This window comes from Streptomyces sp. NRRL S-1022 (genome assembly GCF_000720135.1).
In the GTDB taxonomy this organism is placed as follows: domain Bacteria; phylum Actinomycetota; class Actinomycetes; order Streptomycetales; family Streptomycetaceae; genus Streptomyces.
Genome location: NZ_JOIU01000027.1, coordinates 94035 through 117353, shown reverse-complemented (window position 1 = coordinate 117353; position 23319 = coordinate 94035). Strand labels below are relative to the sequence as shown.

Here is a 23319-nt window from a genome sequence, read left to right as displayed (position 1 = left end):
CAGTGATTCCCGCTGTTCACTCAGCCGGTGGAACGGCCGAGGAACTTCTCCAGCCCCTCCACCGCCAGCCGGTGGTCCTCGAGCTGGGGCAGCCCGGAGACGGTCACCGCGCCGATCACGCCCACGCCCTCGACCGTGATCGGGAAGGACCCGCCGTGGGCGGCGTACTCGTCGGGGTCGAGGCGGGAGGCCTCCTCGAAGGTCGTGCCCTTGGCGCGGAATCGGGCGCCGACCAGGTAGGAGGCGGCGCGGTAGCGCTCCACCACCCGGCGCTTGCGGACGATCCAGGCGTCCTGCTCCGGCGCGGAGCCCGGCAGGGCGGCGTGGAAGAGCTGCTGGCCGGCGCGGTGGATGTCGATGGCGACCGGCAGTCGGCGCTCCCGGGCCAGCTCGACCAGCAGGGAGCCGAGGGCCCAGGCGTCCTCGTGGGTGAACCGCTGGAAGACCAGCCGACGTTCCTGGTCCTCCAGCTCCTCCAGGCTCGGGGTGAGTTCGGGCGTGTGCCGCGAGTGCTGCATCAGAGGGTCACCGTCACCTTGTCTCGGGCGGACCTGCGGGCCGCTTCCAGTACGTCGAGCGCGGCGGCCGCCTCCAGGGCGGTCACCGGGTTGGGGCCGGCGCCGCGCAGGGCGGCGGCGACGGCCGCGTAGTACGCGGGGTAGTCGCCCGGCAGGGTCGGCACCGGGGTGCCGCCGCCGGACAGCGGGGACTCGCCGGAGCCGATACGGCCCCACAGGGACTCGTCCTCCGCGCCCCAGTCGGCGACGGTACCGGGACGGCTGCCCTCGCGCAGGGCCGCCTCCTGGGGGTCCAGACCGTACTTGACGTAGCCCGCGCGGGAGCCCAGCACCCGGAAACGGGGGCCGAGCTGGGCGGTCGTGGCGGAGACGTAGAGGTGGGAGCGGACACCGCTCGCGTGGGTGAGCGCGATGAAGGTGTCGTCGTCGGTCTCGGCGCCGGGGCGGCGGACGTCCGTCTCGGCGTAGACCTCGGTGGCCGGGCCGAAGAGGACCAGCGCCTGGTCGACGACGTGGCTGCCCAGGTCGTAGAGCAGACCTCCGATCTCTGCGGGGTCGCCCGACTCGCGCCAGCCGCCCTTGGGCCGGGGGCGCCAGCGCTCGAAGCGGGACTCGAAGCGCCAGGCGTCGCCGAGTTCGCCGTCCGCGAGGAGGCGGCTCAGGGTCCGGAAGTCGTTGTCCCACCTGCGGTTCTGGAAGACCGACAGGAGCAGGCCGCGCTCCTCGGCGAGAGCGGCCAGCTCGCGGGCCTCGGCCGCGCTGCCGGCGACCGGCTTGTCCACGACCACCGGCAGACCGGCCTTCAGGGCGGCCGTGGCCAGCGGGACGTGCGTCTTGTTCGGGGAGGCCACGACGACCAGGTCCAGCTCGTCCGCGCGGGCGAACAGCTCCTCGGCGCCCGCGGCCAGTCGCACCCCGGGGAACTCGGCGCGGGCCTGTTGCTGCCGCTCCGGGCGGGAGGTGACAACGGTGTCCAGGTCGAGGCCCTCGGTGGCGGCGATCAGCGGGGCGTGGAAGACGGAGCCGGCGAGGCCGTAGCCGATCAGGCCGACGCGGAGAGGGGTAACAGTCATGCCTCCACTTTGGCAACGCTGTTGCGAAAGTGCAAGCGGCGCGGACAATGGAGGTGTGAAAAGGGTGAGTGCGACGACGGGGACGGGGCCGGGCAGTGGGGTGTCCGCGGGGGCGAACCTCGGGGTGCTGCGCAGCCACAACACCGCGCTGGTGCTGGGGCTGCTGCGGGACGCCGGGGCCGAGGGCATCAGCCGGCTGGAGATCGCCGAGCGGACCGGGCTGACCCCGCAGGCCGTCAGCAAGATCACCGCACGGCTGCGCGAGCAGGGGCTCGCCGCGGAGGCCGGCCGCCGGGCGTCGACCGGGGGCAAGCCGCGGACCGTACTGCGGCTGGTGCCGGAGGCGGGGCACGCGGTCGGGGTGCACCTGGACCGCGACGCACTGCGGGTGGTGCTGGTCGACCTCGACGGGACCGTGGTGGCGGAGCGGTGCGGGGAACTGGATCTCGGGGCGGGCGCGGAGGCCGTGCTGGGGGCGGTGTGCGCGGGGGTGCGGGAAGTGGCCGGGGGGCTGGGAGCCGGTGCCCCGGCCGGGGGCGGGCTCGACCGGGCTGTCTCGTTGCTGGGGGTGGGGGTCGCGCTGCCCGGGCCCCTGGACCACGCGCGCGGGGTGCTGCACCGGGTCACCGGGTTCCCCGAGTGGGACGGCTTCCCGCTGCGGGACGCGCTCGCGGAACGGCTCGGGCTGCCGGTGGCGGTGGACAAGGACACCAACGCGGCGGCGCTCGGACTGGCGGTCGGGAGCGAGGAGGGCGCCGCCGGCGGATCCTTCGCCTACCTGCACCTCGGTACGGGGCTCGGGGCCGGACTGGTGATCGGCGGGAGCGTGCACCGGGGGGTCCGCACCGGGGCGGGCGAGTTCGGGCACCAGGTGATCCAGCTGGACGGGCCGCTGTGCGAGTGCGGGAACCGGGGGTGTGTGGAGGTGCTGTGCCTCGGGGCCGCGGCACGGGGGGAGGTGGCCGAGGCGGCGCGTGTCCTGGGGGTCGCCGCCGGCAACCTGGTGGGCCTGCTGGACATCGACACGGTGCTGCTCGGCGGGCGGACCGTCGCCGGGGCGCCCGAGGCGTACGTCCGCGGCGTGAGCGAGGTGCTGGGCGCGCGGGCTCACCGCGAGGGCACGGCCGAGGACCCTGTCCCGGTACGGGTCGCTCCGCGGGGGGAGCGGGTGGTGGCCGAGGGTGCGGCACAGCTGCTGCTGGCACCGCTGTTCGGGCGGGGGGACGCGTGACGGGCCCTTTGCCGTAGCCGGGCAGGGGGCGCGGGGGACCGCGCGATCAGCCACCGCGGACCCGCACGGTGACGACGCGCGGCACCGCCCACCCCCCGCCCCGCCCGGCATGCTCATGTGTTCATGCGACTATGCGCGTCCCCGTCCCTCCGCCTCGCAGCGGCCGTCGCCACCGCGGCCGTCGTCCCCGTCGTCGCTCCTCTGTCGCAGGACACCGCCCACGCCGGCACGACGACGCCCCCCTCCTGCGCCGCCGCCGACACGCGGAGCTTCCCGCTGGCCACCCGCATCCGCGGCGGCCCCGGCTCCTACGAGGCCGGCGGCGGGTACGGCACCTGGTACATCGACCTGACCAACACCACCCGCCGGACCTGCGCCGGCATCCACCCGGTCGTGGTCCTCGTCGACGACGAGCGCTCCCTGCGGCCGGACCAGCCCCAGCTGGACTTCTACGACGGCTCCACGCCCCGGCCGGTGACCTTCGAGACCACCGACGAGCAGGAACTGGTCGGGGTGCTGGACGGCAGCGGATTCCCGGGGTTCACCGTGCCGCCGGGCAAGACCGTCAGCGTCCGGCTCCGGCTGGCGCTCCCCTCCGACGCCGTGGCCGGCAAGGTCACCGCCAACGCGGCCGTCGTACAGCGGCGGGGCCAGGACGGGGACTGGGTCGGGGAGTCCAACGCGTACCGCTTCGGGATCGGCCGGGAAGGCGAGCAGGACACCGCGGAGCCGGAGGCGTCCGAGCAGGTGCAGGAGGCGGAGGCAGCGCAGGAGACCGGGGCCGCGCAGGAGACGCAGGGTGTGCGGGAGGCCGGTGCCTCGCAGGAGGCCGGTACCGCGCAGGAGACCGGGGGAGTGCCGGCCGTCCCGTCCGGCACCGCGTCGCCCCCCGCCTCCGGCACCGCGTCGCCCCCCGGCTCCGGCACCGGCGCCCCGGACGACTCCTCGCTCGCCCTCGCGCGGGAGGCCGAGGACGCCGGCGAGCGGGCGCGCGAGCTGGCCCGCACCGGTCCTGACCTCGCCCACGGCCTCCTCGCGGCCCTGGCCGCCCTCCTCGGCGTGGGCGCCGGCGCCTACCTCCTGCTCCGCACCCGCCGCTGACCCGGCTCCCCCGGCTCCCCGCCCGCGGAGCCGGGGCATCGCCGAACCGGTGGTGAGCGGGGCCGCCCGGAGCGCACGTACGCCGTCCTTCGCGTGCGTGCCCGGGCCGGGCCCGGCCTTCTCCGCCGTCCGTCTGCCGGCCCCGTCGCCGCGCCCATCGGCCCCGCTCCGCCAGGAGCGTGTGATCGCCGGGGTCGGGACCGGGTCCTCCTGACTAGGCTGGGGGCGTCGGTACGCCGTGGTTCCGGCGCCCCCGCTCCCCGACCGTACGTACGCCAGGAGACGCACAGCATGGCAGACCGCAAGCCCATCGAGTCATGGCTCACCGACATGGACGGCGTCCTGATCCACGAGGGTGTCCCGATCCCGGGCGCCGAGGACTTCCTGAAGAAGCTGCGCGAGTCCGGGCGGCCCTTCCTGGTGCTCACCAACAACTCCATCTACACCGCCCGTGACCTGCACGCCCGGCTGCGCCGGATGGGTCTGGACGTGCCGGTGGAGAACATCTGGACCTCGGCCCTGGCCACCGCCCAGTTCCTGGACGACCAGCGGCCCGGCGGCACCGCCTACGTCATCGGCGAGGCCGGCCTGACCACCGCCCTGCACGACATCGGCTACATCCTCACCGACCACGAGCCCGACTTCGTGATCCTCGGCGAGACCCGCACGTACTCCTTCGAGGCCCTGACCAAGGCCGTCCGGCTCATCAACAACGGCGCCCGGTTCATCGCCACCAACCCCGACAACGTCGGCCCGTCCACCGAGGGCGACCTGCCCGCCACCGGCTCGGTCGCCGCCCTGATCACCGCGGCGACCGGCAAGAAGCCGTACTTCGTCGGCAAGCCGAACCCGCTGATGATGCGGGCCGGGCTGAACGCGATCGGCGCCCACTCCGAGACCTCGGCGATGATCGGCGACCGCATGGACACCGACGTGCTCGCCGGCCTGGAGGCGGGGATGCGCACGTTCCTGGTGCTGAGCGGCGTGACCCAGCCGGACGACGTGGACCGCTACCCCTTCCGCCCGTCCCAGGTGGTCGACTCCATCGCGGACCTGGTCGACCTGGTCTGAGCCCGCCTGGTTCCGGCCTGGCCGGAACCGACCGGGCGTCACCCGTTCGGAGCAGCAGGGCGCCCCCTGAGGATGCGGGGGCGCCCGGTCCGGGGGAGTCTCCAGGTACTGGAGGTTCACGATGGGCTCACTACGCCTCACTCTCTGCACCGGACTGCTCGCCGCGGCCGCGTCCGCCGCGGCCGCCCCGGTGGCCCACGCGGCGGACGGCGGATCCGTCGTCGTGACCCCCGCCGTCCCGGCCCCGGGAGACGACATCACCCTGCGGGTCGGGGGCTGCACCGGCGAGCAGGGCACCGCCGCCTCGTCCGCCTTCGTCAGCGACGCCCGGCTGACCGGAGCCCAGGGCAGCCTGACCGGTGAGACCCGGGTCCGCTCCGCCCTGCCCCCCGGCCCCTACACCGTGAAGGTCACCTGCGCCGGCTCCGTGCGCACCGGCACGATCACGGTCACGGAGGCGGGTGGCACCGGCCGCGAGGAAGAGCCCGTCGAGCCGCCCGCCGGCACCGCCTCGCCCATCGCGCCGGTCCCCGCGGGCGGCGGCGGCACCGCGCACTTCGCCACGGTGGCCACCAGCGGTTCCGGCCCCGACACCCTGCAGGCGGTGACCGGCCTCGCGCTCGCCGGGATCGCCGCGGTCGCCGTCGGGCTGCGCGCCCGCCGGAGCCGCGACTGCCGCTGAGTGCCGCCGTGTCCGACGACGACGGGCGCACCACCGGCACCGGACGGCTCGTCACCGGCCTGGCCTGGGCGCTGCTGCTGTTCGGGCTGTGGCTGTGGGGACGCGGGGTGACGGACGCGGGCGCGGGCCGGCCGGCCACCGGTGACGTCCTCGCCATCGGCCGGGACGCCGACCCCGCCCGGCTGCCGCGCCCGGCGAAACCCCTGGCCGGCGCGGTGCCCCAGCGCGTCGACATCCCCCGGCTGGGTGTCCAGGCCCCGGTGGTGGCCCGCGGGCTGGACGCCCGTGGCGCGGTGGACCCGCCGCCGTACGACCAGGCGGGCGTGGTCGGCTGGTACGGCGCCGGTCCCGAGCCCGGCGCGGCCGGTGCGGCCCTGCTGGTGGGCCACGTCGACACCGCGACGCGGCCCGCCGTCTTCTACCGGCTCAGCACCCTCAAGCCCGGCGGGACGGTCCGGGTCTTCCGCGCGGACGGCAAGGTGGCCGAGTTCACCGTCGACGACGTCCGCGTCCTGCCCCGCGACACCTTCGACGCCCACCAGGCCTACGGCCCGCGCGTCCCCGGCCGTGCCGAGCTGCGCCTGATCACCTGCGGCGGCACCTTCGACCGCGCCGCCGGCAGCTACACGGCGAACGTCGTCGTCTCGGCGTACCTCACCCGCACCACCGGCTGATCCGGGCCGCACCGCACCCCCCGGGGCCCGGCCGGAACCCGCCCGGCCGCTCCCGCCGCGCCGGCACCGGACCCACGGCCCCGCGCGCCGGCCGGGACCGCTCCCGGCCGTTCAGCCCTTGGCCGCCGTCGCCGGGGACAGCCGGGTGCGGACGTTGCCGAAGTGGTCGCGTATGGCCCGTTCCGCGCGCGGGGAGTCACCGGAGCGCACCGCGTCCAGGATCTCCCGGTGCTGGCGGCAGGTGACCCGCGGATCCTGCGCCACCTCCACGAGGTCCTGCTGCACCCGGTGGAAGGCGTCCCAGAACGCCTCCAGCACCTCGCCGAGCAGCACGTTGTCCAGCCCCCGGTAGAGCGTGGCGTGAAAGGCGCGGTCGGTCTCGGCGAGCCCGGTGCCCTCGGCGGCCTCCCGCTCCATGCGCTCCACGAGCGCCTCCAGCGCCACCAGGTCCGCCTCCGGCAGCCGCCCGGCCAGCCGGGACACCAGCCCGGTCTCGACGGCCTCGCGCAGCTCCAGCAGCTGGAGCAGGGAGTCCTCGCCGCGGTAGTGGCCGGCGACGGTCCGGAAGGCCAGCCCCTCGATCATCGGCGCGAACGACATCGAGCCGACGTACGTCCCGAACCCGTGCCGGATCTCCACGATGCCCATCGCCTGGAGCGCCTTCAGCGCCTCCCGCACCGAGTTCCGGCTCGCCCCTAGGAGCCGCATCAGCTCCGGCTCGGTGGGCAGCGGGGCACCCGAGGGCAGCCGCTGGTCCACGATCAGCTTCTTGATCCGCTCCTGAAGGTCCCGGGCTGCCATGGCCAGAGGGTATCCGGCCATTCGGGCGGAGGGCATACGAAAAGCCCCCCGCTTGCGCGAGGGGCTTTCCGGTCGGTGCGCCGCCAGGGACTCGAACCCCGGACCCGCTGATTAAGAGTCAGCTGCTCTAACCAACTGAGCTAGCGGCGCCTGCTGACACGGAAAACTCTACCCGACCTCCAGGGGTGCTCCTGACCACCGGGAGGGGGCGGGGCACCCGCCCGGAGGACCGCGTACATCATTCGGATCGTCAAAATGCGCGTTCCGTACCCAGTTGGGAAACTGATCAACGTGCACACTCGCGGACAAACCACCCCCGAATGTGAGGCAGATCGCATGACCGCTCCCGTGTTCGAGGACATCGACCCGGCGAGCGACTGCGACTGTCCCGGCTGCGCCCACGAGCGGCCGGCCCTCCGTCCCCTGCCCGGCCGCAGCCGTCCGGCGGCCCGCGGAGTGGTGGTCGTGGCCGCCGCGTCCGCCGCACTCGGCACCGTCCCCCAGGCCGCCGCCCTCACCCCCGACCACTCCCCGCACCGCCAGGCCCTGCCCGGCGACGGCGAGCCCGACACCCCGCAGGGCACCAAGGCCCCGCTGCACGGCCCGGCGGGCAAGCCCGGGGGATCCCCGGCCGCCCCGCTCCCCGCCACCACCCGGACGGCGATCATCAACCGGGCCAAGACCTGGGTCGCCGCGCAGGTGCCGTACAGCATGTACGCCTTCTGGTCCGACGGTTACCGGCAGGACTGCTCCGGCTATGTCTCCATGGCCTGGGGACTGCCGAACAACGAGTGGACCGGCAGCCTCGGCGCGTTCGGCGTGAAGATCACCAAGGAGGAGCTGCAACCCGGCGACATCCTGCTCTACCACAACCCCGACAACCCCGAGAAAGGCTCCCATGTCGTGATCTTCGGCGGCTGGACGGACTACACGCACACCTACTACACCGTCTACGAGCAGACGCCCCCGCACACCCGCCGCCAGGCCACGCCCTACCCCTACTGGAGCAACGTCACCAAGTACGTCCCCTACCGCTACAAGGGCCTCACCAAGGCCGCGGCCACTCCCGCCCCGGCGGCCGGCGGGAAGGCGGCGGTGGCCTACCCGGGCGCGGCCTACTTCGGCCCCGGCGCCCGCAACAAGTACGTCACCCTGCTCGGCGAGATGCTGATCGCCAGGGGCGCCCGCTCCTCGTACACCCGGGGGCCGGGGCCGGTCTGGGGCGAGGCCGACCGGCGCGCCACCCAGGCCTTCCAGCGCGCCCAGGGCTGGACGGGCGCCGACGCCGACGGGATCCCCGGCCGGCGCACCTGGGACCTGCTGGCCGGGGGCCAGGGCAAGGACGTCACGGCCACCGGACCCGCCTCGCACGGGGTCCCCGGTTACCCCGGACGGCAGTACTTCCGGCCGGGCCGGAGCAACGACCACATCACCCGGCTCGGCGCCCAGCTGGTGAAGAAGGGATTCGGCCGGTTCTACGGCCTCGGGCCCGGCCCGCACTGGGGCGAGGCGGACCGGCGGGCAGTCGAGGCCTTCCAGCGCGCCCAGGGCTGGCGCGGCGGCGCGGCGGACGGCTACCCCGGACCGGAGACCTGGCGCCGCCTGTTCGCCTGACCGGGCCCCACCCCCACCCCCACCCCAACCCTTTTCCCGTTCATGACGCGTCTGGCGCGGAGGCTGGAGCACGCATGAGTACGACCACATCCCACACGCCGCCCGAATCCGAGGGACGGTCGGACGGCGGGGCCGCCGGCCCCGCCGTCCGGCCGGCCCGCCTGATCCAGAACGAGGTGACCACCGAGATCCCCGTCCACCTGCTGTTCCGGGACGACCCCGACCCGGTGAAGGTGCCCCTCCGGCCGGCCGTGGTGGCCCGCCGGCAGGGCACCGGCGAACAGCCGCGCCAGCGGCGCCCGGTGCCGGTGCGCAGGCGCCCGCTGCCGGAGACCGACCCGGAGCTGGCGGAACGCCCGGCCCGGGTGCTGCCCGGCGCGGCCGGAGTGCTCGCCGGGGCCTGCGGGGTCACCGGCTGCCTGGCCACCACCTGGTGGGCGGGGCTGCTGCCGCCGCTGGCCACCGAGGCGCTGCGGCTGCCGGCGTCCACGGGCGCCGGTCTCGGTCCCGCGCACTGGGCCGCGTACGCCGGGGCCGGGGTGCTCGGGGCGTTCGGCTTCGGCGGGCTGGCCCGGGGCCGGGCCGGCCGGGCGTGGGTGCTGGGCCTGTTCGGGCGGTACCGGGGGACGGTCCGGCGCACCGGGCTGCTGTGGGTGAACCCGCTGGTGCTGCGCCGCCGGGTGGACGTGCGGCTGCGGCACTGGCGCAGCGAGTCGATGCCGGCGACCGATCCCGACGGGGTGGCGCTGCGGGTGGTGGTGCTGGTGGTCTGGCGGGTGCGGGACACCGCGCGGGCCCTGCTCGGCATCGACGACCACGAGACCTATCTGCGCGAGTGCGTGGAGGCGGCGCTGGCCCGGGTGCCGGTGGAGCCGGCGGGCGGGACGCGGGGCGGGACGACGGCGGCCGGGGACGCGCTGACCCGGCTGGTGGCGACGGAGACCGCGCCGGTCGGCGTGGAGGTGTTCTCGGTGCAGCCGGTCCGGGTGGACTACGCCCCCGAGGTGGCCGCCGCGATGCACCGGCGCCGGATCGCCGCGCTGGACGCCCGGCAGCGGGCCAGCATGCTCAGCTCGGTGGTGGACTCGGTGGAGGACACGGTGACCCGGCTGACCGTGCGCGGCCTGGTCGAACTGGACGACTACGAACGCAAGGTGCTGGTCCGCGACCTGACGGTGGCGTTCTGCTCGGGGCGCGCGGAGCCGGTGTAGGGGCGGGTGCACAGACGGCCCGCGATTGGTATGGACATGTTCAACTCGCGGTAATAATCTGAGACTTGGTCTAGACCTACTCTGCACGGCTCACCGAACTCCCCACGTTCTCCAGGAGCGGCAGCATGCGCACCAAGACCAAGTTGTCCGCCGTCGTGCTGGGCGCGGTCACCGCGGGAGCCTTCGCGCTCTCCACCGGCGGCGCCAGCGGGCACGGCTACACCGACCTCCCCATCAGCAGGCAGAAGCTCTGCCAGAACGGCACCGTCGCGGGCTGCGGCCAGATCCAGTGGGAGCCGCAGAGCGTCGAGGGCCCCAAGGGCTTCCCGGCCGGCGGGCCCGCCGACGGCCAGCTCTGCAACGCGGGCCTGAGCCAGTTCGCCCCGCTCAGCTCGCCGAAGGCGCCGTCCGGCGCGGCCTGGCCCACCACCAAGGTGACGGGCGGCCAGTCGTACACGTTCCGCTGGCAGTTCACCGCCATGCACGCCACGACGGACTTCAAGTACTACATCACCAAGCCGGGCTGGAACCAGAACCACAACCTCTCCCGCTCGGACCTCAACCTCACCCCGTTCCTGACGGTGCCCTACAACGGCCAGCGCCCGCCGGCCACCCTCAGCCACAGCGGCACCCTGCCGAGCGGTCTGAGCGGGCACCACGTCATCCTCGCGGTGTGGACGATCGCCGACACGGGCAACGCGTTCTACGCCTGCTCGGACGTCACCTTCTGATCCCCGCTCCGCCACGGGACGGAAACTGAGGTTCCCTTGAGGCCCGGCGCCCCACGCGCCGGGTAGGTTCCCGCCAGGCCGCTCGACCGACAGCGGCCGGTCTTCCTCGGGGGAACCTCATGTTCGAGTCGCTCTTCTACGCCGTTCCGGCCTTCATGCTCGCGTGCATCGTGTCGGCCGCGTACCTGATGGTCCGCCGCGCCCGGCGGATCAGCAGGACGTGGGCGCACGGCCTCACCGCCGAGGCGCGCTGCCTGCGGATGTTCACGACCACCAGCGGGGGCGGCGGGGACACCTCGGTGCGCACGACCGTGCACCACGTCTACGAGTTCACCACCCGTGAGGGCGGCGCGGTCCGCTTCGAGGAGGAGGACGGCCCCGCCACCGTCCTGGAGGGCGACTTCGTCACCGTGCGCTACCTGCCGGAGCTTCCCGAGCGCGCCACCGCGCTGCCCCCGGCGCGCGGCCGGCTCGCCGCCGGGACCGGTGCCGGACTGGTCTTCCTCGGCGTGGCCGGCTCCTTCTGCATCGGCTTCATGGTCGTGGCCCACGCGATGTTCTCCGACTCCGCCGGCATGCTGCCGTAGCCCTCCGCACCCGACGGCGATCGACAACCGCCGAGGACGCCGAAGGGCCCCTCGCTTCCGCGAGGGGCCCTTCGATCACGTGCGCCGCCAGGGACTCGAACCCCGGACCCGCTGATTAAGAGTCAGCTGCTCTAACCAACTGAGCTAGCGGCGCATGACTCCCGCCTGCCTCGGACTTTCCTCCGTGGCCGGCGACGAAGAAAATACTACCCGGTCCCGCGGGGTGCTCGTGACCACGGCCGGATCTAGAGCGTCAGCGACAGGACCACCGGAGCCGCGCTCCGGTTCAGGGCCTCCGCCGCCTGCTTCAGCCGGTGCGCGTGCTCCACCGGGAGCGACACGGCCAGGCAGCCCACCGCGGACCCCGCGGTGAGCGGCACCGCCGCGCAGACCGTGCCGACCGCGTACTCCTGGAGGTCCAGGACCGGCACCGTCGGCGGCTGCGACTCCAGCCGGGACAGCAGCAGCTTGTCGCTGGTGATCGTCCGCGAGGTCAGCCGGGCCATCTTGTGCCGGGACAGGTGGTCGCGGCGGGCGTTGTGGTCCAGCTGGGTCAGCAGGCTCTTGCCGACGGCGGTGGCGTGCGCGGAGAAGCGGAAGTCCACCCACTCGTTGACCGCCGGGGTGGCCGGCCCGGCGGCGTACTGGGTGACCCGGACCTCGCCGTCGAGGTACCGGCTGAGGTAGACCGCCGCGCCGACCGAGTCGCGCAGCCGGTCCAGGGTGTGCTGGAGCCTGTCGCGCAGGGCTCGCTCCCGGTCGTGCGCCGAGGTGAGCCGGCGCAGGGTGTCGCCGGTGACGTACGCGCCGTCGGTGATCTGCTCGACGTAGCCCTCGCGGCGCAGCATCCGCAGCAGGGCGGTGAGCCGCTCGGTGCCGAGGCCGGTGCGGCGGGCCAGCTCGGTGTCGGTGACGCCGGCGGAGTGCCGGGCCACGGTCTCCAGCACGCGCAGCGCGTCCTGGGCGGAGTGGTACGGGGCGGTCGGCTCGATCCTCATGTCGGTCCCCCTCGGCCGCGATCCGGGTCGGCGGATCCTCTCCACGATAGCCGTGAAAGGCTCGCGGACGAGAGGGTGTTGGCGAGATTGTGCGGGCGCGGCCGGGCCCCCAACCGGGGCGGAGATCCGCTGGCATATGCCAGTGTCATGACCCAGTGAGCGGACCTCGGCTCCTGCCGTCCCGGCCCCGCCTCCTCACAGCACCGCGCTGATGAACTCCCGGGTGCGCTGCCGCTCCGGGTCGCCGAAGATCTTCTCCGGCGGCCCCGCCTCGATGACCCGGCCCCCGTCGAACATCAGCACCTGGTCGGAGATGTCCCGGGCGAAGCCCATCTCGTGCGTCACGCACAGCATCGTGATGTCGGTGCTGCGCGCGATGTCCCGGAGCAGGTCCAGCACGCCCGCGACCAGCTCCGGGTCGAGCGCGGAGGTCACCTCGTCCAGCAGCAGCACCTGCGGCCGCATCGCCAGCGCCCGGGCGATCGCCACCCGCTGCTGCTGCCCGCCGGACAGCCGGGTCGGCTTCGCGTCGCACTTGTCGGCCAGGCCCACCAGGTCCAGCAGCTCCCGGGCCCGCTCCTCGGCCTCGTCCTTCGACAGGCCGAGCACCCGCACCGGCGCCTCGGTCAGGTTGCGCAGCACCGACATGTTCGGGAACAGGTTGAACTGCTGGAACACCATCCCGATCTTCTTGCGGACCTCCCGGACCTGCTTCTCCGGCGCCGGGAACAGCCGCTGCCCGGCCACGGTGATCGTGCCCTCGTCCGGCTTCGCGAGGGTCATCAGCAGTCTGAGGATCGTGGTCTTGCCGGACCCGGAGGGGCCGATCAGGGTGACGTGCCGGCCCGCGTCCACGGACAGGTCCAGGCCGTCGAGGACGGTGTTGTCCCCGAACCGCTTGGTCACGCCCTCCAGACGGATCAGCTCGGTCGGCAGGGTGCCGGCCACGGCCGGCTGCTTGCTGGTCTCAACGGACAAGGCGTCGCTCCAGGGTGCGCAGACAAAGGGAGGCCAGGTACGAGACGACGACGAAGGCGACCCCGATCACCGTCAGGGGCTCGGTGAACTGGAAGTGCTGCTGCGAGACGAGCCGCGCCCGGCCCAGCATCTCCAGCACGCCGATCGTCATCAGCATCGGCGTGTCCTTCAGCATCGCGATGACGTAGTTGCCGAGCGGCGGCACCACCCGGCGCACCGCCTGCGGCAGGATCACCGCCGTCCAGGTGCGCCGCACCGGCAGGCTGAGCGCCGTCGCGGCCTCCCACTGACCCGGCGGCACCGCCTCGATGCCGGCCCGGTAAACCTGCATCGTGTACGTCGAGTAGTGCAGCCCGAGCCCGAGGACCCCGGTGACCAGCGGGGACAGGGTCACGCCCGCCTCCGGCAGCACGTAGAACAGGAAGAACAGCTGCACCAGCAGCGGGGTGTCCCGCACGAACTCCGTGAACGCCCCCACCGGCCAGCGCACCCACCGGGTCGGCGCGCGCAGCAGCAGGGTCCACACCAGGCCCAGCGCGAACGAGATCAGCGACCCCAGCGCCAGCGCCTCCAGGGTGACGGCCAGGCCCTTCCAGAAGTACGGCAGGAAGTCGGCGACGGCTCCCCAGTCCCAGCTCATCGGGCCACCTCCGCCTTCAGCCGGCGCTCCAGTGCCCGCATCCCGCGGGTCAGCAGGAACGCGATCACGAAATAGACCAGCAGCAGGTACGCGTAGATCCGGCCGCTCTCCTGGAGCGCGAGGCGCACCAGGTTGCCGCTGAACGCCAGGTCGCCCATGCCCGTGATGGACACCAGCGCGGTGCCCTTGAGCAGCTCGACCAGCAGGTTGGAGAAGGACGGGATCATCTCCGGCACCGCCTGGGGCAGCAGGACCAGCCGCAGGCGCTGCCAGGGCGAGAAGCCGAGCGCGATCCCGCCCTCCCGCTGGGCCGGGTCCACCGCCGCCAGGGCACCGCGCACGATCTCCGCGCCGTACGCGCCGTAGGTCAGGCCCAGGGCGAGCGTGCCGGCCCACATCGGCACCAGCTGCCAGCCGAAGGCGACCGGCAGCACGAAGAACACCCAGAAGATCATCACCAGCGCCGAGATGCCGCGGAACACCTCGGTGTAGCAGGCCGCGAGGAAGCGGACGAGGCGCGAGCGGTGGGTGCGCGCGGCACCGGCGGCGAAGGAGACCACGAGGGCGAGCAGCGCGCTGTACACCAGCAACTGCAGCGTGGTGCCCAGGCCCCGGAGGACGAGTTCCCAGAGTCCCGCAGTCATCAGCCGCACAGCTCCTTCGCGGTCAGGGTCGTCATCTCGGCCTCGGTGAACCCGAAGGGCCGGACGATCCGGTACAGCTCGCCGCTGCGGCGCAGCTTGTGCAGCTCGGTGTTGAAGGCGTCCCGCAGCCGGGTCTCGGCCGGCCGGAACGCGAACGCCCCGCCGTCCGCCTTCGGCCGGCCGTCGACGAGCGCGACGAACGGCTCGGTCGACTCGGCCCTGGCGGAGCCCCGGGCGACGAGCCGGGCGGTGACGGCCGTGGCCGCGAACAGGTCGACCCGCCCGGACTCCACCGCGTTCAGCCCCGCGACCTGGTCCGGCACGATGACGAGGTCGTTCTCCCGGTAGCCCGCCTCCACCGCGTGCTGGATCTGCGCGTACCCGGTCCCGGTGGCCACCTTGGCGTGCCTGCGCAGCGCGTCCGCGTAGGTGCGCAGGCCCAGCGGATTGCCCTTGCGGACGATGAAGGCGTCCGGCATCCGGTAGTCCGGATCGGCGAAGATCACCTGCTCGCAGCGGTCCGGAGTGACGTACATCCCCGCGGCCACCACGTCGAACTGCTGCGACTTCAGCCCCGGGATCAGCGAGCCGAACTCGGTCGGCACCGGCTGCACCCGGTCCACACCGAGCCGCTTGAAGATCACCCGTGCCAGCTCGGGTGCCTCCCCGGTGAGCTTCCCGTTCCGGTCGATGTACCCGAAGGGGATCTCCCCGGCGATCCCGAGCCGTACGACACCCTGCGCGCGCAGCCGCTCCAGCAGATCGCCGCCGCCCTTGCCGGACGCCGACGCCACCCTGGTGCAGCCCGCCGCGCCGAGCGCGCCGAACGCGGCGAGACCCGCGAGCACCGAGCGCCGGGTGTGTCTGTGGTCCGGCCGGATCGTGTGTACGTCGTTGCCAAGTGGTGGAGCCATGGCGGCGCGGCTACCCAAGGCGCATACGGGGTATGCACCCCGGTTTTCCTGGGCGGACGATTCGTCACCGTCTCGCGATCCGCCCCCTTTTCCCGCCCTTCTCCTCCACGGGACCCCCACCGGAGGACCCCGGCCGGGGGTTCAGTGACCGGGCACGTAACCACGTGTCTTGTCGACCACGTTCGGCAGGGTCCGGCCCGCCGCCCACCGTTCGTACAGCTCCACGAACTGCGCGCCGAGCTCGTCCCGCCAGCCGATCGTGTCGCCGCTCATGTGCGGGGACACGATCAGCCCCGGCAGCTCCCACAACGGGCTGTCCGCGGGCAGCGGTTCGGCGGCGAACACATCCAGCGCGGCGCCCGCTATCCAGCGCCGGGCCAGCGCCCGGGCGAGGGCGTCCTCGTCGACCAGGTCGCCCCGGCCGACGTTCACGAAGAACGCCGAGGGCTGCATCACGCCGAACCGGCGGGCGTCGAACATGCGGTACGTCCGCTCGGTCAGCGGGGCCGCCGCGATCACCCAGTCCGCGCGCGAGACCAGCCGGTCCAGGTCGTCCGGCCCGTGCACGCCGGTCCGCGGCTCCCGGCCGACCAGCGCCGTCGTCACGCCCAGCGCCTTCAGCGCGCGGGCGATCGCCCGGCCGATCGGACCCGAGCCGACCACGCACGCGCGCGTGCCCGCCACCCGCCGGGTCTCCCGGTGCCGCCAGGTCCGCTCCCGCTGGTGCTCCAGCGTCCGCGGCAGGTCCTTGGCGACCGCCAGCACCAGGGCCGCCACGTACTCGGCGACCGGCCGGTCGAAGATCCCGCGCGCGTTGGTCACCACCGTGTCCGACGCGGCCAGCTCCGGGCACATCAGATGGTCCACACCCGCGCTCGCCGTGTGCACCCAGCGGGGCCGCGGCCCGCCCCCGGGCCACGCCTCGCGCACCGCGGACGAGGCGAAGTCCCACACCAGCAGCACGTCCGCGGCGGGCAGCCGCTCGGCCAGGTGCGCCGCGTCCGTGCGCACGATCCGGGCGCGCCCGGTGAGGCGGCCGAGCCGGGGCGGGGGATCGGCGTCGAGGACCAGCACGGTGGGCACGGTCGGCGTCATGCGGGGCGGCTCCCGGCGTCTGACATGCGCGGATGGACCACGCTCGCACCCGGACCCACCGTCGTCAACACGGGCGCACCCACCATCCGTTGCCCGCTCGTGTCGCAGCGTGAGCCGGAGCGGCCCGGGCCCTTCCGGCCGATCAGGTCACGAGGTGGGCTGTGCCGCTCCGGCTGGGTACCCGAACGGCAGGGCCCTGGCGGGCGCCGCCGGAACACGGCTGCCCGCGGACGGCCCGTACCGCCCGCAGAACGACAGGAAGGCTGGACATGACCGCACTCGGATTCCTCCACCCGGGCCACCTCGCCGAGGACGACTATCCGCGCATCGAGCAGCTCCTGGGCAGCGACATCCGGGTGGAGCTGAGCCACACCGGCCCCGGCGGGGACGCGGACTCCGCCGCCCGGCTCGCCGAGGGCGTGGAGGAGCTGCGGCTGGCCGGGGCCGAGACGGTGGTGTGGGCGTCCGCCAGGGGCAGCTTCGCGCACGGCTGGGAGGGCGCCCAGGAGCAGGTGCGGACCCTGGCCCGGCTGGCCGGGATGCCGGCCTCGGCGACGTCGTTCGCGTTCGTGCACGCGGCCCGGGAGATCGGCGTACGGCGGATCGCCGTCGGCACCACCTACCCGGACGACGTCGCCGCCCTGCTCGCGGACTTCCTGCGGGCCGGCGGCCTGGAGGTGACCGGAGCGCGCTCCCCGGGCGCCGTCACCGCGGCAGAGGCCGGCGGCTGGGGGGAGGAGGAGGTGCTCGCACTGGCCCGCGCGGCCGACACCGCCGACGCGGAGGCCGTGCTGCTGCCGGACACCGCCCTGCACACCGCCGCCCACCTCGGCGCGCTGGAGAAGGCCCTGTCCAAGCCGGTGCTCACCGCCAGCCAGGTCACGGTGTGGGAGGCGCTGCGCCTCGCCGACCGCCGGGTGAACGCGCCGTTGCTGGGCCGCCTCTTCACCCGCGAGCCGTTGGTGCAGGTGTAGCCCCCCGTTCCTCCTCGCCCCGGGTCCCCCTTGCGCGGGCGCGGGACAATGGACGGTGGCCCACCCGAAGGCGGGGCCGGTGAACCGTACGAGGAGGAGACACGACATGGCGGAGCCCACGCCGCGCCGGAACGAACCGCGGCTACGCCCCGCGCCCCTGCTCTTCGAGCCCGCGGAGGCGGCCGGGGATCCGGAGCACTTCTTCGACCTGGAGTCGATCGAGGATCCGCGGGCGCTGCTGACCCGGGCGACGGAGCTGACCCAGGCGTTCCGCGCGGCCGCCGACCGGGCGGTGGAGTTCCAGGCCATCGCGGCGGCCCAGCTCGCCGACCCGCGCCGCTTCGACCGGCTGACCACGGCGGACATCGCCGAGCGGGCGGAGTGGACCGAGGACTACGCGAAGAAGATGGTCGAGTTCGGGCGGGACCTGATGCGCGGCGATCCGGAGGGACGCACGCCCGCCGATCCGGTGTAACACCCGGTCGGCATATGCCAGGCGGGCAAGATACTCCTCCCAGGCGACCTCTGTCCCGGTTTTCGGCAACCCAGAAGAACGAGCCGCTCACGGCCTGTACACGTAGTACATGAGCAGCGCACCGAACGTCACCCGTGTCAGCTCCGACGGCGCCGCCTGGCTCGCCTCGGCAGGAACGTATGCGCGCAGCACCCTGGCCCTGTGGGAGGAGCACCCGGACGCCCCGGTCGTGCTGCCCTGTGGCACCGCCTTCGACGTGGTGAGCGCCCCGGCGGTCTTCGGGCGCCGCATGCTGGACCGGCTGTGGGACGAGGGTGCGGGCTCGGGCCCGGTGGCGGCCTTCCGGGGCCGGATGCTGCTCTTCGCCGCCCCGGGCACGGCCCAGCGGCTGCCCTCGCTGCTGGACTGGGAGGAGTGGGGGTCGCAGCGGGCCCAGGCGGTGCCCCCGCTGCTGTGCCACGGAGTCGGCGACGCGGTGACCGTACCGCCCCTGAACTGCGACGACGCCTCCGGCACGGCCCGCTGGCTGGTCGCCCCGGACAGCCGGCACCCCTGGCTGCCCGGCCCCGAGGTGCTGCTCTGGGCGGCCGTGCGCGCCGCCCGGGCGGCGGTGCGGATTTCGATTTTTCCTCCTGCCGACCAGGATGCTAATGTCTACGACGTCAGCAGGCGCCGCTAGCTCAGTTGGTTAGAGCAGCTGACTCTTAATCAGCGGGTCCGGGGTTCGAGTCCCTGGCGGCGCACGCGAAGGAAACGGCGGGGCCGGGTTGAAAGAATCCGGCCCGCCGTTTTCGTATACACCTGCGGCCGCCCGCGGCGGCCGGCCCCTCAGTCCCCGGCCCCCGGGGTGATCTTCACCGTCCACGCCCCCGAGGCCGTCCGGCCCTCCGCCTCCACCTGCACGCCCTCCCCGGGCACGGTGAAGCTCTCCCCGAGGAAGACCGGCGCGTCGGCGAGCGGCGGGTAGACCGAGTTCTCCCAGCAGGCGTCGGTGTGCGGGTGGGCGTCCACGACCTGGACCGGTCCGTCGCCGGACTCGGCGCCGCCGTGCACCCGGTAGACGAGGATCCCCTGCCGGCAGGACGCCCGGTCGTTGCCGGCCGCACCGCGCACCTCGACGGCGAGGACGGTGTCCGGGCCGGTGCGCACGACGGCCAGTTTCACGCCGTCGCCGAGACCGAAGGCGGGGGTGCCGCCCGCGCCCGGCACCGTGACGCCCGGCCCGGCCGCGAGGGGCTCCAGGGTGAGCCGGGTCGGCGTGGTGCCGCGCACGCACACCACCTGGCGCGGGCCCAGCCAGCCCAGCCGCCACTTGTGCCAGCCGAACAGGTCCGGCGCCAGTCCGAACTGGCTGCCCATCAGGTCCCAGTCACCCACGTAGGTGTCCCAGTCGCCCTTGCCGTCGACCGGACGGTGGTACAGGTCGGGCAGGTCGAAGACGTGGCCGGTCTCGTGGGCGAGGACCAGCCGGTCCGGCGGATGGTGTTCGAACACCGTGACGACCCGGTGGATGTCGGTGCCGTCCACGTGCAGGGGCGTTTCGAGGTTCACCACCTTCGTGGCGTCCGAGTCGACGCCGGGCGCGTCCGGGTCGGCGACCAGGTACACCACCGGGTAGCGCGAGAAGTCGACCTCCTTGTCGGCCACCGCGAACGCGTCCCGCAGATACGCGGCCCGGTCCTCGGCGTTCCAGTCCCGCCGCATGGCGTACGACGTCGACGGGCGCGGCATGCGCAGCCAGTGCCGCAACGGGTGCGGGCGCAGGGTGAACCTGCCGTAGGACGCCTGTTCGTAGAAGCGGCTGGTGGCCGGGAAGTGGTCGGCGGTCAGCTGGGCGGGGGTGGTGCGCGGGGTGGCGTCCGGGAAGGAGAGGAAGACCATCACGGCGTCGACTGCGCCGGCCGGGCGGGTGTAGGCGGGGTCCCAGCCGTCCACGCCCTCGGAGTGGTGCGCCTCGGTGCGGTGCAGCGCGCAGGGGGCCGTCGAGAACGGCTCGGCGGACGACGGACCGGTGAGGATCGAGGTCGCGGCGAGCGCCGACATCGTGGTGAACACGGCGGCGGTGCTGCGCAGCTTGGGCACGGACATGACCTCCGGATGCGGTTCGCGGGACCCGCACCCAGATTGCTGGTATTCACCGTGTTTTGCCCTGTTTGCCTGCACCAGAAGGGTGAGTGCGCCCCCGAAGTACTCCGGCGCGCCCCGGCGCCCGACACCCCGAAACACTCACGGAACGTCACAACTGGTCGGGGGCCTGTAGAACCCGTCCAGGTGCGGGCAGAAACGATCTGTCAGAACCTGTGGTCCGTCCGGGACACTGGACAGTGGCTGGAAGGGCCGGGGGCCAGCCTCTATGATCGGCACACTTTCCGGCACGGACAGGCACGGACACAGATCGAGTGCACTGCGGGAGCGAGCGGTGAGCGGAACGTCCGAAGGGCCGACGCCCGCGGCAGACCTCGACCGGTCGGCCGTCACAGACAGTCACCACACCACCTACCACCGTGTCTTCGCGACCGCGCCGCTCGGCATGGCGGTCGTGGCCCCCGAGGGCTACGTCGTCAGCGCCAACGGCGCCCTCGGCGAGCTGCTCGGCACCGACCCGGACGCCCTCGCCGGGCGGGTCGCCGCCGACCTGGTGGACTTGTCCTCCGACGCCCGCAGCTGGCACGCCTACCGCGAGGTGCTGCGCGGCCGGCAGGCCCGTCTGCGCTGCACCCGCCGCCTCAAACGCCCCGAGGGGCACTCGGTGTGGGTGCAGGTCACCGTCGCGCCGCTGACCGGCGGCGAACCCGGCGTCCTGATGTCGGTCGCCGACATCAGCTCCCGCCGCGAACTCCAGGCTCAGCTGCGCCACTTGCAGATGCACGACCCGGTGACCCGGCTGCCCAACCGCACGCTGTTCTTCGAGCGCCTGACGGCCGCGCTGGAGGCGGAGTCGTACGAGCAGAGCGGCACCGGCCGGATCGGCCTGTGCTACCTGGACCTCGACGGCTTCAAGGCCGTCAACGACACCCTCGGCCACCGCGTCGGGGACCGGCTCCTGGCGGCCGTGGCCGAACGCCTGAACCGGGTCGCCGATGAGGCCGGGTACGCCCGCGCGGCAACTCCCCTGGTGGCCAGGCTAGGTGGCGACGAGTTCGCGCTGCTCGTGGAGGACTCCACCGGCACCGAACAGCTCGCCGACCTCGCCGAGTCCGCGCTGAAGGCGCTGCAGGAACCCTTCGATCTGGCCGGCCAGCGGCTGTCGTTGACCGCGTCGATCGGTGTCGTCGAGCGGCACGCGGCCGGTACGACGGCAACGGGCCTGATGCAGGCGGCCGATACGACGCTGTACTGGGCGAAGGCCGACGGCAAGGGCCGCTGGACGCTGTTCGACCCCGAGCGCAACGCGCACCGGATGACCCGTCAGGCCCTGTCCTCCACGCTCCGTCCCGCCATCGAACGCGGTGAGTTCGTCCTCGACTACCAGCCGTTGGTGGCCATGGAGGACGGCCGGCTCAACGGCGTGGAGGCGCTGATCCGCTGGCATCACCCGCAGTTCGGCACCTTGACGCCGAATCGGTTCATCGGATTGGCGGAGGAGGACGGCTCGATCGTGCAGCTCGGCCGCTGGGCGCTCGCCACCGCCTGCCGGCAGGCCCGCCGCTGGCAGCTGGACCGCCCCGGCGAACCGCCCATCTTCGTCAGCGTGAACGTCGCCGTACGGCAGGTGTGGGACTCGGACCTGGTGGCCGACGTGGCGGAGGTGCTCGCCGAGACCGGGCTCGCCCCGCACCTGCTCCAGCTGGAGCTGACCGAGTCCGCGGTGATGGGCTCGGCGGGCCGGCCGCTCCAGGCGCTGCAAGCCCTGAGCGACATGGGGGTGCGCATCGCCATCGACGACTTCGGCACCGGCTACTCGAACCTCGCCTACCTGAGCCGGCTGCCGGTGTCCACGCTGAAACTGGACGGCTCCTTCGTGCGCGGCTTCCAGTACGAGGGCGACAAGAAGGCGGTCGCCCCCAACCCGGCCGACGAGGTCATCGTGGAGGCGATGATCCAGCTCGCCCACCGGCTCGGCCTGACGGTCACCGCGGAGTGCGTGGAGACCTCGGCGCAGGCCACCCGGCTGCGCCGGATCGGCTGCGACACCGGACAGGGCTGGCTGTACTCCCGCCCGGTGTCGCCGGATCGTATCTCCGAGCTGCTGGGCGAACAGGCCTACGCGGTCGGCAATCCGTAGGCGTCCGCGATCAGCTCGTAGGACCGCAGGCGCAGTTCGCCGCGGTGCGCGTGCGAGGTGAGCATCAGCTCGTCCGCGCCGGTGCGCTTGTGCAGGTCGTCCAGGCCGGCTCGGACCTCGTCGGCGGTGCCGTGCACGATGTTGGCCGTCCAGGAGGCGACGAACTCCTCCTCCATCGGGCTGAACCGGTGGCTCTCGACGTCCTCCGGGTCCGGGAACAGGCCCGGGCGGCCGGTGCGCAGCCGGAGCATGTTCAGGGCCACCGCGCGGGTCTGCCGGCGGGCCTCCCGCTCGTCGTCCGTGGCGATCGCCGAGACGCCGATGAGGGCGTACGGCTCGGACAGCACGGCCGAGGGCCGGAAGCTCTGCCGGTACAGGTCCAGGGCCGGGATGGTGTTCTGCGCGGAGAAGTGGTGCGCGAAGGCGAACGGCAGGCCCAGCATGCCGGCCAGCTGGGCGCTGAAGCCGGAGGAGCCGAGCAGCCAGATCGGCGGGCGGTGCGGGGACTGGACGCCGCCGGGGGTGGTCCCCTGCACGGGGCCGGGGACCGCGTGGATACGGCCGTACGGGTGCCCGTCCGGGAAGCTGTCGTCCAGGAACCGGGTCAGCTCCGTGAGCTGCTGCGGGAAGTCGTCGGCGCCCTCGCCGGGGGTGTCGGTGCGGCGCAGGGCGGCGGCGGTGGCCCCGTCCGTGCCCGGCGCCCGGCCCAGACCCAGGTCGATCCGCCCCGGCGCCATGGCCTCCAGCGTGCCGAACTGCTCCGCGATCACCAGCGGGGCGTGGTTGGGCAGCATGACGCCGCCCGAGCCGAGCCGGATGCGGTCGGTGTGGGCGGCGAGGTGGGCGAGGATCACGGCGGGCGAGGAGGAGGCGACGCCGGGCATGGAGTGGTGCTCGGCGACCCAGTACCGGTGGAACCCGCGGGCCTCCGCGAACCGGGCGAGCGCGACGCTGGTGCGCAGGGCGTCCGTCGCGGTACTGCCCGCGCCGACGGTCACCAGGTCCAGCACGGAGAGGGGAGCGGGGGCGGTGCCGTGGCTGCTTCCCCGGATCTCGTCTGCCTCGTCTGCCACCACGGTCTG

Annotated in this window: 24 protein-coding genes and 3 tRNA genes; 14 read left to right on the top strand and 13 right to left on the bottom strand. The window is 73.7% G+C overall.

Annotated features, from left to right (window positions below):
- Positions 1-20 precede the first annotated feature (20 nt).
- Together IG05_RS0132910 and IG05_RS0132905 are read right to left on the bottom strand one after the other, a co-directional pair.
- Positions 21-518 (bottom strand): heme-degrading domain-containing protein, encoded by a 498-nt coding sequence (locus IG05_RS0132910; protein WP_030347713.1) that lies wholly within the window; start codon positions 516-518, stop codon positions 21-23.
- Positions 518-1591 (bottom strand): Gfo/Idh/MocA family oxidoreductase, encoded by a 1074-nt coding sequence (locus IG05_RS0132905; protein WP_030347712.1) that lies wholly within the window; start codon positions 1589-1591, stop codon positions 518-520. The genes IG05_RS0132910 and IG05_RS0132905 overlap by 1 nt, the downstream gene beginning before the upstream one ends.
- Between IG05_RS0132905 and IG05_RS0132900 the strand changes: the two genes are divergently transcribed.
- From IG05_RS0132900 to IG05_RS0132880, 5 genes are all read left to right on the top strand, one after another.
- Positions 1590-2822 (top strand): ROK family transcriptional regulator, encoded by a 1233-nt coding sequence (locus IG05_RS0132900; protein WP_420707645.1) that lies wholly within the window; start codon positions 1590-1592, stop codon positions 2820-2822. The two genes, IG05_RS0132905 and IG05_RS0132900, sit on opposite strands and share 2 nt — an antisense overlap.
- A gap of 123 nt (positions 2823-2945) precedes the next feature.
- On the top strand, positions 2946-3923 hold the full coding sequence (locus tag IG05_RS0132895) for a hypothetical protein (RefSeq protein ID WP_234336110.1): 978 nt from the start codon (positions 2946-2948) through the stop codon (positions 3921-3923).
- Positions 3924-4214: 291 nt separating this feature from the next.
- The gene (locus tag IG05_RS0132890; RefSeq protein ID WP_030347709.1) at positions 4215-4994 is read left to right on the top strand and encodes an HAD-IIA family hydrolase; all 780 of its coding nucleotides are present in this window, start codon (positions 4215-4217) and stop codon (positions 4992-4994) included.
- 121 nt (positions 4995-5115) lie between these two features.
- On the top strand, positions 5116-5676 hold the full coding sequence (locus tag IG05_RS0132885) for a hypothetical protein (RefSeq protein ID WP_030347708.1): 561 nt from the start codon (positions 5116-5118) through the stop codon (positions 5674-5676).
- An 8-nt stretch (positions 5677-5684) separates the two neighbouring features.
- Positions 5685-6350 carry a class F sortase gene (locus tag IG05_RS0132880; RefSeq protein WP_030347707.1) on the top strand — a complete coding sequence of 222 codons (666 nt, stop codon included), beginning with the start codon at positions 5685-5687 and terminating at the stop codon, positions 6348-6350.
- A 111-nt stretch (positions 6351-6461) separates the two neighbouring features.
- Here IG05_RS0132880 and IG05_RS0132875 read toward each other — a convergent pair whose 3' ends face one another.
- Both IG05_RS0132875 and IG05_RS0132870 read right to left on the bottom strand, forming a co-directional pair.
- Positions 6462-7151 carry a FadR/GntR family transcriptional regulator gene (locus IG05_RS0132875; protein ID WP_030347706.1) on the bottom strand — a complete coding sequence of 230 codons (690 nt, stop codon included), beginning with the start codon at positions 7149-7151 and terminating at the stop codon, positions 6462-6464.
- 76 nt (positions 7152-7227) lie between these two features.
- A tRNA-Lys gene (locus tag IG05_RS0132870) sits at positions 7228-7301 on the bottom strand.
- Between the two features lie 186 nt (positions 7302-7487).
- On the opposite strand from IG05_RS0132870, the gene IG05_RS0132865 reads away from it, so the two are divergent.
- From IG05_RS0132865 to IG05_RS0132850, 4 genes are all read left to right on the top strand, one after another.
- Complete coding sequence (locus tag IG05_RS0132865; protein ID WP_030347705.1) at positions 7488-8765, top strand: peptidoglycan-binding protein; 1278 nt, start codon at positions 7488-7490, stop codon at positions 8763-8765.
- A gap of 74 nt (positions 8766-8839) precedes the next feature.
- The gene (locus IG05_RS0132860) at positions 8840-9976 is read left to right on the top strand and encodes an SPFH domain-containing protein (protein WP_030347704.1); all 1137 of its coding nucleotides are present in this window, start codon (positions 8840-8842) and stop codon (positions 9974-9976) included.
- A 125-nt stretch (positions 9977-10101) separates the two neighbouring features.
- Positions 10102-10707 (top strand): lytic polysaccharide monooxygenase auxiliary activity family 9 protein, encoded by a 606-nt coding sequence (locus tag IG05_RS0132855; RefSeq protein ID WP_030347703.1) that lies wholly within the window; start codon positions 10102-10104, stop codon positions 10705-10707.
- Positions 10708-10826: 119 nt separating this feature from the next.
- Positions 10827-11294 carry a DUF3592 domain-containing protein gene (locus IG05_RS0132850; protein WP_030347702.1) on the top strand — a complete coding sequence of 156 codons (468 nt, stop codon included), beginning with the start codon at positions 10827-10829 and terminating at the stop codon, positions 11292-11294.
- A gap of 80 nt (positions 11295-11374) precedes the next feature.
- Here IG05_RS0132850 and IG05_RS0132845 read toward each other — a convergent pair.
- The 7 genes from IG05_RS0132845 to IG05_RS0132815 all read right to left on the bottom strand — a co-directional run bounded on the left by IG05_RS0132845 (position 11375) and on the right by IG05_RS0132815 (position 16563).
- Positions 11375-11448 (bottom strand) — tRNA-Lys (locus IG05_RS0132845).
- Positions 11449-11539: 91 nt separating this feature from the next.
- On the bottom strand, positions 11540-12292 hold the full coding sequence (locus tag IG05_RS0132840; RefSeq protein WP_030347701.1) for an IclR family transcriptional regulator: 753 nt from the start codon (positions 12290-12292) through the stop codon (positions 11540-11542).
- A 195-nt stretch (positions 12293-12487) separates the two neighbouring features.
- On the bottom strand, positions 12488-13270 hold the full coding sequence (locus tag IG05_RS0132835; protein ID WP_030347700.1) for an amino acid ABC transporter ATP-binding protein: 783 nt from the start codon (positions 13268-13270) through the stop codon (positions 12488-12490).
- Complete coding sequence (gene ehuD, locus IG05_RS0132830; protein ID WP_030347699.1) at positions 13260-13910, bottom strand: ectoine/hydroxyectoine ABC transporter permease subunit EhuD; 651 nt, start codon at positions 13908-13910, stop codon at positions 13260-13262. Before ehuD ends, IG05_RS0132835 begins: the two co-directional genes overlap by 11 nt.
- The gene (gene ehuC / locus IG05_RS0132825; protein WP_030347698.1) at positions 13907-14554 is read right to left on the bottom strand and encodes an ectoine/hydroxyectoine ABC transporter permease subunit EhuC; all 648 of its coding nucleotides are present in this window, start codon (positions 14552-14554) and stop codon (positions 13907-13909) included. The genes ehuD and ehuC overlap by 4 nt, the downstream gene beginning before the upstream one ends.
- The gene (ehuB, locus tag IG05_RS0132820) at positions 14554-15468 is read right to left on the bottom strand and encodes an ectoine/hydroxyectoine ABC transporter substrate-binding protein EhuB (protein ID WP_199808422.1); all 915 of its coding nucleotides are present in this window, start codon (positions 15466-15468) and stop codon (positions 14554-14556) included. The genes ehuC and ehuB overlap by 1 nt, the downstream gene beginning before the upstream one ends.
- 141 nt (positions 15469-15609) lie before the next feature.
- Positions 15610-16563, bottom strand: a complete 954-nt coding sequence (locus IG05_RS0132815; protein WP_030347696.1) for a D-2-hydroxyacid dehydrogenase — start codon at positions 16561-16563, stop codon at positions 15610-15612.
- A gap of 269 nt (positions 16564-16832) precedes the next feature.
- On the opposite strand from IG05_RS0132815, the gene IG05_RS0132810 reads away from it, so the two are divergent.
- From IG05_RS0132810 to IG05_RS0132795, 4 genes are all read left to right on the top strand, one after another.
- The gene (locus tag IG05_RS0132810) at positions 16833-17537 is read left to right on the top strand and encodes a decarboxylase (protein WP_030347695.1); all 705 of its coding nucleotides are present in this window, start codon (positions 16833-16835) and stop codon (positions 17535-17537) included.
- A 106-nt stretch (positions 17538-17643) separates the two neighbouring features.
- A complete protein-coding gene (locus IG05_RS0132805; protein ID WP_030347694.1) occupies positions 17644-18012 on the top strand; it encodes a hypothetical protein in 369 nt (122 codons plus the stop codon).
- A 109-nt stretch (positions 18013-18121) separates the two neighbouring features.
- Positions 18122-18691, top strand: a complete 570-nt coding sequence (locus tag IG05_RS44150; protein WP_030347693.1) for a bifunctional DNA primase/polymerase — start codon at positions 18122-18124, stop codon at positions 18689-18691.
- Positions 18682-18755: transfer RNA gene (locus tag IG05_RS0132795), tRNA-Lys, on the top strand. Before IG05_RS44150 ends, IG05_RS0132795 begins: the two co-directional genes overlap by 10 nt.
- A gap of 85 nt (positions 18756-18840) precedes the next feature.
- On the opposite strand, the gene IG05_RS0132790 is transcribed toward IG05_RS0132795, so the two are convergent.
- Entirely contained in the window at positions 18841-20100 is a 1260-nt protein-coding gene (locus IG05_RS0132790) for a M6 family metalloprotease domain-containing protein (RefSeq protein WP_030347692.1), read from the bottom strand.
- A gap of 331 nt (positions 20101-20431) precedes the next feature.
- Here IG05_RS0132790 and IG05_RS0132785 point away from each other — a divergent pair, with 331 nt between their 5' ends.
- Entirely contained in the window at positions 20432-22237 is a 1806-nt protein-coding gene (locus IG05_RS0132785; RefSeq protein ID WP_030347691.1) for a putative bifunctional diguanylate cyclase/phosphodiesterase, read from the top strand.
- Here the strand turns inward: IG05_RS0132785 and IG05_RS0132780 are convergent.
- Positions 22216-23313 carry an LLM class flavin-dependent oxidoreductase gene (locus tag IG05_RS0132780; protein ID WP_030347690.1) on the bottom strand — a complete coding sequence of 366 codons (1098 nt, stop codon included), beginning with the start codon at positions 23311-23313 and terminating at the stop codon, positions 22216-22218. The genes IG05_RS0132785 and IG05_RS0132780 overlap by 22 nt on opposite strands.
- Positions 23314-23319 lie beyond the last annotated feature (6 nt).